Origin of the sequence: Salinicoccus carnicancri Crm (genome assembly GCF_000330705.1) — a bacterium.
Classification (GTDB): Bacteria; Bacillota; Bacilli; order Staphylococcales; family Salinicoccaceae; genus Salinicoccus; species Salinicoccus carnicancri.
The window spans coordinates 770,866-783,105 of record NZ_ANAM01000008.1 but is presented as its reverse complement, the minus strand read 5'-3'; the positions used below and the strand labels follow the sequence as shown (position 1 = coordinate 783,105).

The following is a 12,240-nucleotide window of genomic DNA, read 5'->3' as shown; positions in this document are numbered from 1 at the left end:
AGTTTATACTGTTATTGAATCAAGCGTTAGTGTATAAAATAATGATAAAGGGTGACAGATGTCATGAATCGGAGGTGAGGGTATGAGAGTGATCATAGAAAAACTGCTGCTGTACATAGTGCTGACCGGTTTCTATTTCGCGGATGCTGAGGGGGCAAGCCTGATCATCGCCCTGTTTGCTTTCATACTGTTCTTTTCCATGGACCTGTCGGGACACCGGTTTATCATACCGGCCGCCACGGCGATTTTCACTTTATCACTATTGCTTGGCGGGGGATGGATCTATTATGTGCCACTGCTCAGTTTCTCGATGGCCGGCCGCTATGGGAAATGGGCCATTGCCACGTTCATCCTCCATCTGGCAGAACCGAAAAGTTCACTGATTGTGCTTTCGGGTATCGTCATATACATGGTCTATCTGCGGGAGGGGATGTCGGCGCTGGAACTGGAGAATAAAAAGGTTAGAGACCAGCTGACAAGCGATAACCTGCTGCTCAGGCGGCAGCATAACGAACTGCTCAAAAATCATGAAAAGGACATATACATGGCGGGGTTGAATGAACGAAACAGGATCGCCCGTGATATGCATGATGCACTCGGGCATTCACTGAGCAGCAGCATCCTGCTGATCGAGTCGCTGCAGTATGTCAGGGATGAGGAGAAGCTGAAGGAATCGCTCCGTCTGTTGCAGGGCAGGCTGAAGTTGGGTATGGATGACATACGCATGAGCATCCACCATCTGTATGAAACATCCATCGATCTAAAATCGCGTATCGAAGATTATATGGAAGACATGGAGCCGTTTGCTGCAGAGCTGTACTATGATGTGGATATGGAAATCGGACATGAGGTTAAAATAGATATCCTCTCCATAGTGAAAGAGGCACTTACGAACGTCAAAAAGCATTCCCAAGCGTCAGAGGTGAATATTTACATCAAGGAACAGAATGATTTTCTGACACTCTCCATAAAAGACAATGGCAGCAGGAAACCGGAGAAGAACAAAGGCATGGGGCTTTTATCCATGCAGGAGACGGTAGCGAAATACAGCGGGATATTCAACACATTCTATGACGGTGGTTTTACGGTCCATATTACGCTTTACAAGGAGGGCATCAGGTAGATGGATATAATAATAATAGATGATGATGCGCTGGTTGTTAACGCCCTCGGGACGATACTGGAAGGTTCCGGACACACTGTTGTGGCCACGGGCGGAAGCGGGCGGGAAGCGGTTGTCCTTTACCGGAAACACACGCCGGATCTCCTGATGACGGATATACGGATGGACGGCATGTCCGGGCTTGAAGCGAGCAGGAAGATACTGGATGAAGACAGCAGGGCGAACATCCTGCTGATCACTACCTTCAAAGATGATGAGTACATACACGAGGCACTTAGGATCGGCTGCCGGGGCTATCTGCTCAAAGATAATTTCAAAGGGATACTGCCCGCCATCCAGGCGGTCGCATCCGGCAATATGGTCTTTGACAGCGATATCGTAAAAAGTATGTCCACCCGGTCGCATGGCCGGGCAATGGCAGACCTGTCCGAAAGGGAGCAGGGGATACTCAGGGAAGTCGCGGAAGGTCTGAGCAACCGGGAGATTGCAGAGAAACTGTATCTGAGTGAGGGGACTGTGAGGAATTACATCTCACAGATGCTGACTAAGCTTGAACTGCGTGACAGGACCCAGCTTGTGGTCTATTATTACAAAAACTAGAAAGAGGATGCCGGCACCGGCATCCTCTTTCTAGTTTGGCTTATTTCAGTTTTGGCCAGTAGCCTTTGTTTGCTTCAATGAGATCATCCAGAATGCCTTTGGCAACCGAGGCACTCGGTACTGTCCTGGACAGGATCAGTGCCTGCCAGAGTTTCTGATATGATTCCTCCTCAAACGCCTCCACCACAAGCTTTTCGACACCGGCCTGCTGCTCCATCAGTGACTTCTGGAATCTCGGAATCTCTCCGACCACAAGTTTTTCAGGGCCTTTGCTGCCGACGATGCACGGGATCTCCACCATTGCCGTCGGGTCGAAGTTACGGATGGCTCCGTCGTTCTCAACAATCATCAGCATGCGTTCCTTCGTGTTGAATGCAATCGCCCGGGCGAGGTCCACGATATAGGAGGCATGTTCATCAATCGTGAGACCGGTTTTCTCCGCAGTGCCTTTTTCGACGATTGCACGGCACTCGTCGAATATGAATTTTTCACGGCCTTCCATCACTTCATTGGCGCGCGTGTGTTCTGCATTTGAATGTGCGACTTCGTAATCCGGGAAAAAGTAGTATTTCAAATATGTGTTCGGGATTGTCCCCGGATCCAGTGCCTGGATGTCCTTTGCCTTTTTCAGCGTGCTGTTCCAGCTTGCCTGCTGCTCGAGTTCGGAACTGCCGTCCGTCGCATAGCCGTTTTTGCTGACATGGCTGATGACCTCCGGCATGAGGGTATTGCCGTTCCTGTCGCGTATATCCGTCCACCAGCCGAAGTGGTTCAGCCCGTAATATTCGACTTCGAATTCCTTGCGGGAAGAGAGGCCGAGGTTTTTGGCAATCAGTTCTTCTATGCCGATCGGCATATCGCAGATGTTCAGGATTTTCGCGTCCGGACGCAGTTTGCGTGTTGCCTCGGCCACGATTGCGGCCGGGTTGGAATAGTTGAGCATCCATGCGTCCGGTGAATATTTCTCCATGTAATCAATGAGCTCGAGCACTCCCGGGATGGAGCGCATGCCGTAGGCGATGCCGCCGGGTCCGCATGTTTCCTGGCCGATGACACCATGTTTGAGCGGAATCTTTTCGTCCTGCTTCCGCATTGCATATTTGCCGACCCTGATATGGGCCATGACGAAGTCGACATCCGTGAAGGCTTCCGCAGGGTCCGTACTGGCTGTGAGCGTCACCCCGGGCGCACGCTCTGCCAATAAAATGCCGCATGCATCGGCAATTGTCTGCTGGCGTCCTGCATCGTTGTCATACAGTCTGATGGTATCAATCGGGAAGTCATCGAGATAGTCGAGCAGCATCAGTATGATTCCCGGTGTGAAGGTACTGCCGCCGCCTGCGATTGTAATGTTGAATTTTTTCATTGTCATTTCCTCCTGAGTATCTTTTTATTGTGTTCAGACCATTGTTTCAAAGTATTCCCTGACCTGAGGGACGCTCAGGCCAACGATGACCTGAACACTCGTGCCGCTCTTTGCGATGCCGTGAGCCATCTGACCGTTTGTAAAGTAGTCGTTGCCCCTGACCTGGCCGGGATCGTTGACAGTCACCCTGAGCCGTGTGGCACAGTTTGTAACATCTTTGATGTTTCCCCTGCCGCCGAGTCCTTTCAGGTAATAGACGGCCTTATCTTCGTATTCATTGCCGGTGTTTTCGGCTGCAACGACGGGTTCGCCGTTTTTCTGATCAAGGTAATCTTTTTTGGTATACAGTTTTGCCTCTTCCCCGGTTTTTCTGCCGGGAAGGGCTATATCGAATTTCTCGATCAGGTACTTGAATGTGACGAAATAGATGCCTGTGAAGATGAATCCGATGACTGCCTGCGTGATATAGATGCCACCGTGGCTCGCAGCAAGCGGTATCCAGTTGATTGCCGCGATATCTATCAGGCCGCCGCCCATGAGTCCGACGACGCCGAACATATTCATGATCATGATCATTGTTGCACCGAGCAGTGCGTGGATGACGAACAGATACGGTGCGATGAACAGGAATGTGAATTCCAGAGGTTCGGTGATTCCTGCAAATACAGCTGTAGCCGTTGCCGGCAGTACGAGCGCCAGCATCTTCTTTCTGTTCTCCTTCGGAGTAGAGTAGTACATGGCGAGACCGATGCCGAGGCAGCTGAATATCTTGATGTTGCCCTGGAGCAGAAAGCCGTAGGGGTACAGCTCATTGAGAGGCGCATCGGAACTGCCGTATTCGGAGAGTTCTGAAATCCAGAGTGGCTTCAGCCCTTCATTTACAGCAGCAGGACCGAACTCGAACGGCGTATAAATGAAGTGGTGCAGGCCGGTCGGTATCAGAATCCTCTCAAGGAAGTGGAATATCCACACGCCGATATAACCGGATTGAAGCATGACTTCCTGCAGTGAGGCGATACCCGTTTGAACATATGGCCAGACGAATGAGACGAGGAAAGCCAGAGGAATCATCATGAAGAATCCGATGACCACAACGAATGACAATCCCTGGAATATTCCGAGGACCTCAGGGAGTTTCGTATCATAGAAATTGTTGTGGATCCATATCACGATAGCCGAGATGAGTATCGCACCGATGATGTTCGTATCCAGCGTGGCGATGCCCGCAATCTCTTTGACACCTGTGAGGTTTTCAGCCCCCTGGGACAAATCGACACCGAAAGTCTCCGGCCAGAGGGTCAGTATCGTATTTATATAGTTGTTGAACACCAGGTAGATCATCAGTGCCGCGAGCGTCGCCCTGGCCTGGGCCTTTTTCGCCAGTGAAATTGGCAGCCCGATGACGAAGGCGAGTTCCATGTGGTCGAAAATCGTCCAGCCGCCGCTTTCAATGATCGACCAGATGCTGTGCCACATCGTCCCTTCCGCAGCGATATCCCCCATGATATCCGGATTCTTGAATAAAGTCGCAAGCCCTACGATGATCCCGAAGAAGGCGAACAACAGCACGGGAACTATCATGGCGCTTCCAAATCGTTTAACAGCATTCATAGGCAAAAACTCCTTCCTGTATGTCTTAGGGGACACTTTAAAGGAAGCGTTTTCAATTTCCAACATGTTTGACGCATTCAGGAATAGAATAGTACGATATGATTATATTTACAGGAGGCGGAAATATTTTCATCAAGGGCAGGGGATAGGATAATGGTACTGGATAAGCTTGTGAATCAGTATTATGATGCATTAAGCGACAATGATCTCTACGTCATCAAAGTGATACATGACAATATAGACGACATGAAGGTGATGAAGATACAGGAGCTGGCAGCGCGCTCGCATACATCAATATCATCGATACACCGGATGGCAAAGAAAATCGGTTTCGACGGCTACAGCGATCTGAAGTCATACATCAAGCTTAATGATAGGGTGGAGGAAGACACGCAGGATCTGATGGATCTGCTTGAGCATGATATAAAGCAGACATTGAAACATCTGGACCAGCTTGATTTCGAAAGACTCAATCGCATGATCGATGAAGCTCCCTTCATCTACATTTACGGTACGGGGACTGCCCAGCTTGAAGTGGCAAATGATGTGCAGCGCCAGCTCCTGTCTTTATACAAGCGGTCTATGGTTCTGAAAAATGAACGGGAACTGATGAACGGGATAGAACAGTTGACGGATGGTGAGATTCTTCTGATCATTTCACTTTCAGGGGAGACGAAAAACTTGGAGGATATCATCCATCTGATCAAAGCGAGGAACGTACAGTACATCAGCGTCACGACACTGAAGGACAACTTTCTTGCACAGAATGCGATGTTCAACATATATGTAAACAGCACGCCGTTCCATCTGTTCAACGGCATCAATAATTCCAGCTTCCTGCCTTATCACATCGTCTTCGATGTGATACTGCGGAAGTTCAGCAAATGGAAGAATGAACAGCCCGGTAAGTAGAGAATCCCCAGAACACGGTTCTGGGGATTCTCTATATACATCGTTTTATCAGGGATGAATGGAGCTGTCGCCGTTTTGGAAGCAATGATAAGCCAATGCCGCCAGGGTGCCGACTTTTTATACCGGGATTTTAAATTCAGCTGAGAGGGGTCAGATAGGCTTCTATGAAATCCCGCTGGTCTTCAATTTTTGGTGGGAGGGAGAGCTTTTCCCCCAGGCTGTCGATGGATTCGTCAACAGTAAATCCCGGACTGTCTGTGGAGAGCTCGATTGTGATGCCCCCCGGTGCCTGGATATAGATTGCCTTGAAATAATGCCGGTCGACGATACCTGAGTTCGGCCACTTTTCCTCCCGCAGTTTTAAGAGCATCTCCTGCAGGTGGTCTTCATCTGACACCCTGAGGGAGAAATGGTGGACGCTGCCGTAGCCTTCCTTCTCGAGCTGGCTGTTCCTCTGTTCGACGACATGGACCGAATCCCGGCCGACCTTGACTTCAGCTTCTGTGCTGTCGTCGGTGAGGTCCTCTTTTGTTTCTCCGCCGAGCAGTTCGAGCAGCTGGAGTGCTGCTTTCAAATACTGTACGGTGATTTCCACCGCACCGATCGAGGTGATGGCATATTCCTTCGGTATTTCATCGGTTGAATTGGGTTCGGAATAATCATATTCAGTATCGACCATGAGCGCCATGCGCTGTTTTTCATGGTCTTCAAAAATCATGGACATATGGCCGAAACGCTCTGTGACCCCTTCGTGATAGACGCCTTTTTCATCGAAGCGGTTTCTGAAAAACTCCAGTGCTTCCATGGAGGGTACCCTGAAGATGATCCGTGATATGCTGTTGGTACCAGGCTGGAATTTTGGGGCATTGAATATCTCGAAGAATGTAATATCCGTCCCCGGCGTGCCCTTGTAATCGGCGTAGAAGAGGTGGTACATGCCGGTGTCATCCTGGTTGACGGTCTTTTTGACGAGCCGGAGCCCCAGTATATTTGTATAGAAATCATGGTTGTCGAGTATTTCCTTCGTGATGGATGATACATGGTGAATGCCTTTGACTGTCATGGCTATCGCTCCTTAAAGTCTATTACTATCAGTATATAATAGAGATGGGTTAAACTCTAATAAAGGAGGACGATTTCACATGGAACATCTGTATATAAAAAGCAGGAACGGGAGCGACCGGACGCTCGTCCTGTTCCACGGCACCGGGGGGAGGGAGACTGACCTGCTCGAAGTCGCAACCATGGTGAATGCTTCCGCCAACGTGCTGGCTTTGCGCGGTGCGGTGGAAGAGAATGGGCAGGCGAGGTATTTCAGACGGCTTTCTCCCCGGGAATATGACCAGGAGAGCCTGCGCCGGGAAGGTATGAAGACCGCCTCTTCGATAAGGGAGCTCGCTTCTGAATATAAACTGGACATGGCGAAAGCAGTCTACATCGGCTACTCCAACGGTGCAAACATGGCAGCCCATCTGCTGCTCAACCATGATATTCCCGTGGCCGGGGCAATGCTCATGCATCCTGCCTACCGGAGTAAACTGGTTGAAAGGGAGATCATGCTCCACAGCAGTGTACTGCTCACTGCGGGTGCCCGGGACATGACAGCCACAGCGGGTGAGGCCTATGAACTGAAGCAGTCCCTTGAACTGAAAGGTGCATCCGTTGAAGTGAAGCTCACAGACGGCGGTCACGAAATCGTTTCCGAAGAGCTCATGGAAGGCCATGTATGGTATTTGAGAGTGGATGGCATGATGGACGATTCATAAATATGTTTTTCTGAGATACCTTTCCAATCCGTCTTCATCACATGTATAGTCTGTAATATCACCGGCGGCGGATCTGATGTCATCATCAGCATTTTTCATCGCAGTCGCCTTACCCGCCTTTTCAAACAGAGGGATGTCGTTCATTGAATCACCGATGGCATGTACATCTTCGAAGCGGATATCAAAATGCCGGAGAAGTGTCTCTATGCCGGTAGACTTATCAATCCCCTTCTGCATCACTTCGGCATTATGGACACTGGTCGTATAGAGGGCGTAATCCCCTGATTCCCGGTTCTGTTCCAGGAATTTGTACCAGTCGCCGATTTTCTTTTCATCCACGCTGAAGAAGAACATTTTGACAACATCCTCACAGGGCAGGGCGTCAACCCACTGTTCATCATTTTCAAGGCTGGTTTCAGTAAAGCCGATTTCAAAGGCTTTCAGTGAAGCCGGCCTTTCCAGTTGGAAATCCCTGATTATATAATCCCTGTCCTGCAGGTGGGTGCGGGAGGAATTCTCCAGGGTATGGACTTCATAATAAATTTCACGTTTCCGGGCTTCACCGATTATCTTTTCGACAGTATCCGGGCTGAATGAAGTGGCATCAATCTGTATGCCGCCAGCATATACTCCCATGCCGCTTGCGGCGACATAGCCGTCAAGCGGACAGTTGTCCGGTGTGATGGATTGTATTTCGTGGCTTGTCCTGCCGGTGGCAAAAAATATACACATCCCTTTTTCTTTCAGCTCTGCAAGTGTGGCAGGCAGGGTGAGGGGGAATTCTGCTTTATGGTTGAGTATCGTACCGTCCATATCCAGGGCGATTGCTTTCATTTCTGTCGTCTCCTCGTCAAAGTTATATTAAGATCATTGTATGGCCGCCGTAAACCGGATTGTTGTGTTAAAATATTCAGTATTATAAAGTGGGATGTTATGACACAGGCAGGCCGGTTTCTCGTACTCCAGGTGCTGAAGGCGAGCGGTCATCCAGGCGGTATCATACTTAATTCTAGACATTTTGCCATATCTTTTAAAGTACATTATGAATCAGGGGCATGGATCTCCCCGGATCGGCCGGCCCTTTATCCAGGAGTTCCTCTGTTCTTCATCGTCCTGTGCCAGGTCGTATTCATATATCCCATCATGCTGTAGGAGGGAAGTGGAATGGGCGGTTTCATCTTCATATTCATGAATGTCATACTTCCGATCATCATCATTGTATCCACTGGCTATATCGTCCAGCTCAAATTCAAGCTCGACCGCGGAACCCTGGCAAAGCTTGCGATCCACTATGTGATGCCGGCGTTCATATTCATGAGCCTGTATGAATCGGATATCAATTTTTCGCTGTTCGTGAGAATCCTGTTATTCCTCAGTCTGTATGCTTTCGCAACATTCCTGATCACACGTTTCATCGCCCGGTTCCTTGGTCTCGACAGGGGACAGCGCATCCTTTTTACGAACTCCAACCTGTTCTATAATGCCGGGAACTATGGTGTGCCGGTCAACGATCTCGTGTTCAGGAGCGATCCTTACGCGATGAGCGTGCAGGTCATCATGGTCGTCTTTCAGAATATGTTCGCTTATTCATACGGAATTTTCTCGCTGAGTGCGGAAAATTCCGGAAGGGGCAGGGCACTTCTTGGTTATTTCAGAATGCCGATATTCTACGGGCTTGCCTTCGGACTCCTGTTCAACTATTTTGATATCGGCATGCCGGCCCCGGTCACATCCGCCCTCGATTACATGCGGAATGCGATGATCGGAATCGTGCTGTTCATACTCGGTGCCCAGATTGCCGGCATAAAATTCAGGCGTCTCAGGTTCAGTGCATTCACAGCAAGCCTCTCCAGGCTTGTGATCGGTCCGGCAGTGGCGTTTGTGATGCTGCTTCTGTCCGGAATTGGGGGGATCACAGCGCAGGCAATCCTCATCACCTCTGCAATGCCGGCGGCTGTGAACAGTTCAATCATTGCCCAGCAGTACAGTGATGACCCGGAATATGCAGCTGAAATCGTCATGATGAGCACGCTTCTGAGTGCTGCGACAGTGTCTTTCGTCATATACGCCGCCATGATCATATTCTGATGATTTATCAAAAGTGCCTCTGTTGTGGTAAAATGGAGGGAAGATAAACGGGACGAAGGAGATTTCCAGTATGGTCAGTATCAATGAGTACTTGAATGTGTATAATATGGGTGATCTGAAGCAGATGGCACGCACGATTTCAGTGAAGAACTTTTCCAAATTGAAAAAAGAGGAACTGATTGATGCGATTGTCGAAAAACAGAAGCAGCCTGAAACTGCAGCGTATGCCTACCGTTACATCGATGATGCATCTTTTGAAAGCTGGCGGCATGCAGCAAAGGGCGGGGGCAAAGGTTCCTACAGCCTTGAGCAGGTTTTCGGCCTCTACATCACGGGGTATGCAGTCGAGGACATGGAACAGGAGGACCGCTATTTCATCACAGATACGGCAGCCGGCCTGTTCGACGGAGCCGATACAGAGGAGAACCGGGAAGTGCGCATCAGCGTACAGAGGAAACTGAACCTGATACGGGCGTCACTGCATCTGTATGGCATTGTAACTTTCAAACAGCTGATCCATCTGTTCAAAAAATATTATGACATGGACATTACGGCCGAGGAAATTACAGACTTCCTTGCCGGATCTCCTTACGATATCACAATCAATGGGGAGAATGGGGAAATTGTCATAGATGACATGAGCGATGAGCAGTATCAGATGGTGCGCAGGCTGCAGGGGGACCGGCCTTACTATGAGCCTGAATTTGCGAAATTCATCAAGTTCAGCGATCCGAACTTCATTGATGAATCCGTCCATCACACAGAACTGAAGGGCTGGATTGCAGAAAATATGGATGTACCCGAAGAGCAGCACCGCAATATATATATATCCCTGCTGCAGCTGATCATGAGGGGGGCCAATCGGGATGAAGTCATACAGTATCTGGCATCACTCGGTGTGGAATTCAAAGATGACGGAGAACAGCGCCTGTTCTTCGATAACATTGCGGGCATCGTGAATAATACGAGACATTTCAAATTCCGGGGACATAAGGAATCTGAACTGAAGACTAAAACGGTCGTCAGAGAAATCAAAGTGGGCAGGAATGACCCGTGTCCATGCGGCAGTGGCAAAAAGTACAAAAAGTGCTGCGGCGCATAAACTTTTTCAGTGAAGCCCTGCGGGGAATGCAGGGCTTCACTTATATTATTTTTTGATTGAATTTTCAGAAAGGTGGAGGGGGATGGATCATTATAAATATCCCTATTTGAACAGACGCTTCAGTGTCTATGCCAAAAACGGAATGGTTGCCACAACACACCCGGTGGCAACTGAAGCGGGAATAGATATGTTGAAGCGCGGCGGAAATGCAATGGATGCGGCAGTTGCCACAGCGGCCGCTCTTACGGTGGTGGAACCCACCAGCAATGGTATCGGAGGGGATGCTTTCATGATCGCCTGGATGAACGGCAGATTGCACGGCATGAACGCAAGCGGCCGTTCCCCAAAGGGGCTGTCGATGGAGGCGATCAAGTCAAAAGGTTACGACAGCATGCCCAAGTACGGCTGGCTGCCTGTAAACGTGCCGGGGGTGCCTGCAGCCTGGGCAAGTCTCATAGGCAGGTTCGGCAATCTGACGTTGAATGAGGTGCTTGCTCCCGCCATACGTGCGGCAAGGGATGGTTTTGCAATTACACCGACCGTTGCGAGATACTGGCGGACGGCATATGATAACTTCAGCAGGGAAGTGGATAATTTCGAAGAGATCCGGCCATGGCTGGAAACTTTCGGTACAGTGACAGCCGGGGAAATCAGAACACTTCCGCAACATGCCGATACGCTCGAAGATATTGCAGTGACGGATGCCCGGAGTGTGTATGAAGGGGCGCTGGCTGATAGAATCGTGTCATACAGTAAAAAATCCGGCGGGCTGCTTACACATGAAGATCTCAAAGGGTTTGAAGTGGATTATGTCGATCCGCTCAGCGTGGCATATAAAGGTTACGACATTCATGAAATCCCCCCGAACGGACAGGGAATAACAGCCCTTATGGCACTCGGCATGCTTAAGGGAGATGAATTCAGCCATCTGGATGATGCCGCGTATCATTGTCAGATTGAAGCCATCAAGCAGGCTTTTGCCGATACGACGGCATTCGTGGCGGACGAAGACTTTATGAAATTGACGGCAGAAGAGCTGCTCGATGATGATTACCTGCGATCCCGGCGCGCGGAAATCGGCGAGGAGGCTGCCCTCAGGGAACACGGTGACCTCCCGCAGGGCGGAACAGTGTATCTGGCCACGGCTGACGGATACGGAAACATGGTCTCCTATATACAGAGCAACTACATGGGTTTCGGATCGGGTGTGGTGGTCCCGGGCACGGGCCTTGCGTTACATAACCGCGGGTATAATTTTTCAATGGATCCTGATAATCCGAACTGTGTGGGCGGCGGTAAGAAACCGTATCATACAATCATTCCGGGTTTTATCACAAAAGACGGCAGGCCGGTCGGTCCATTCGGTGTCATGGGTGCCTTCATGCAGCCGCAGGGGCACCTTCAGGTGGCGATGAATCTGATCGATTACGGCATGAATCCGCAGAGTGCCCTGGATGCGCCGAGGTGGCAGTTCAAGTCGGGGCTCGAAGTTGAAGTGGAGGATCGTTTCGACCATGATATTGCACGTGCGCTCGCAAGACGCGGCCATAAAGTCAGCGTGAATCTGGAACCGAACAGCTTCGGCCGGGGACAGATCATCATCCGCGGGAGGAATGGCGTCCTGATCGGAGGCAGCGAATCCCGCACTGATGGCTCAATTTCTATATATTAG

The 12,240-nt window shown here is 50.0% G+C and carries 12 protein-coding genes; 8 read left to right on the top strand and 4 right to left on the bottom strand.

Annotation, left to right across the window (positions count from 1 at the left end; translation table 11 throughout):
* Positions 1–82 precede the first annotated feature (82 nt).
* Positions 83–1,123, top strand: a complete 1,041-nt coding sequence (locus C792_RS0111805; protein WP_017549659.1) for a sensor histidine kinase — start codon at positions 83–85, stop codon at positions 1,121–1,123.
* A complete protein-coding gene (locus C792_RS0111800; RefSeq protein WP_017549658.1) occupies positions 1,124–1,723 on the top strand; it encodes a response regulator in 600 nt (199 codons plus the stop codon).
* Positions 1,724–1,763: 40 nt separating this feature from the next.
* Here C792_RS0111800 and C792_RS0111795 read toward each other — a convergent pair whose 3' ends face one another.
* Together C792_RS0111795 and C792_RS0111790 are read right to left on the bottom strand one after the other, a co-directional pair.
* Positions 1,764–3,089: a 6-phospho-alpha-glucosidase gene (locus tag C792_RS0111795; protein WP_017549657.1), complete on the bottom strand. Its 1,326-nt coding sequence runs from the start codon at positions 3,087–3,089 to the stop codon at positions 1,764–1,766.
* A gap of 33 nt (positions 3,090–3,122) precedes the next feature.
* Positions 3,123–4,700, bottom strand: coding sequence for an alpha-glucoside-specific PTS transporter subunit IIBC (locus tag C792_RS0111790; RefSeq protein WP_017549656.1), 1,578 nt, complete (start codon positions 4,698–4,700; stop codon positions 3,123–3,125).
* 153 nt (positions 4,701–4,853) lie between these two features.
* Here C792_RS0111790 and C792_RS0111785 point away from each other — a divergent pair, with 153 nt between their 5' ends.
* The gene (locus C792_RS0111785) at positions 4,854–5,612 is read left to right on the top strand and encodes a MurR/RpiR family transcriptional regulator (RefSeq protein WP_017549655.1); all 759 of its coding nucleotides are present in this window, start codon (positions 4,854–4,856) and stop codon (positions 5,610–5,612) included.
* Positions 5,613–5,748: 136 nt separating this feature from the next.
* Here the strand turns inward: C792_RS0111785 and C792_RS0111780 are convergent, their stop codons facing one another.
* Positions 5,749–6,675, bottom strand: a complete 927-nt coding sequence (locus tag C792_RS0111780; protein ID WP_017549654.1) for a VOC family protein — start codon at positions 6,673–6,675, stop codon at positions 5,749–5,751.
* A gap of 79 nt (positions 6,676–6,754) precedes the next feature.
* On the opposite strand from C792_RS0111780, the gene C792_RS0111775 reads away from it, so the two are divergent.
* Entirely contained in the window at positions 6,755–7,378 is a 624-nt protein-coding gene (locus C792_RS0111775) for an alpha/beta hydrolase (RefSeq protein WP_017549653.1), read from the top strand.
* On the opposite strand, the gene C792_RS0111770 is transcribed toward C792_RS0111775, so the two are convergent.
* Complete coding sequence (locus C792_RS0111770) at positions 7,373–8,212, bottom strand: Cof-type HAD-IIB family hydrolase (RefSeq protein ID WP_017549652.1); 840 nt, start codon at positions 8,210–8,212, stop codon at positions 7,373–7,375. The two genes, C792_RS0111775 and C792_RS0111770, sit on opposite strands and share 6 nt — an antisense overlap.
* A gap of 99 nt (positions 8,213–8,311) precedes the next feature.
* Between C792_RS0111770 and C792_RS15035 the strand changes: the two genes are divergently transcribed.
* From C792_RS15035 to C792_RS0111750, 4 genes are all read left to right on the top strand, one after another.
* Complete coding sequence (locus C792_RS15035) at positions 8,312–8,530, top strand: hypothetical protein (RefSeq protein ID WP_017549651.1); 219 nt, start codon at positions 8,312–8,314, stop codon at positions 8,528–8,530.
* Between the two features lie 12 nt (positions 8,531–8,542).
* Positions 8,543–9,466 carry an AEC family transporter gene (locus C792_RS0111760; protein WP_017549650.1) on the top strand — a complete coding sequence of 308 codons (924 nt, stop codon included), beginning with the start codon at positions 8,543–8,545 and terminating at the stop codon, positions 9,464–9,466.
* Positions 9,467–9,536: 70 nt separating this feature from the next.
* A complete protein-coding gene (locus C792_RS0111755; protein WP_017549649.1) occupies positions 9,537–10,568 on the top strand; it encodes a Rho termination factor N-terminal domain-containing protein in 1,032 nt (343 codons plus the stop codon).
* Positions 10,569–10,650: 82 nt separating this feature from the next.
* Positions 10,651–12,240: a gamma-glutamyltransferase family protein gene (locus C792_RS0111750; protein ID WP_017549648.1), complete on the top strand. Its 1,590-nt coding sequence runs from the start codon at positions 10,651–10,653 to the stop codon at positions 12,238–12,240.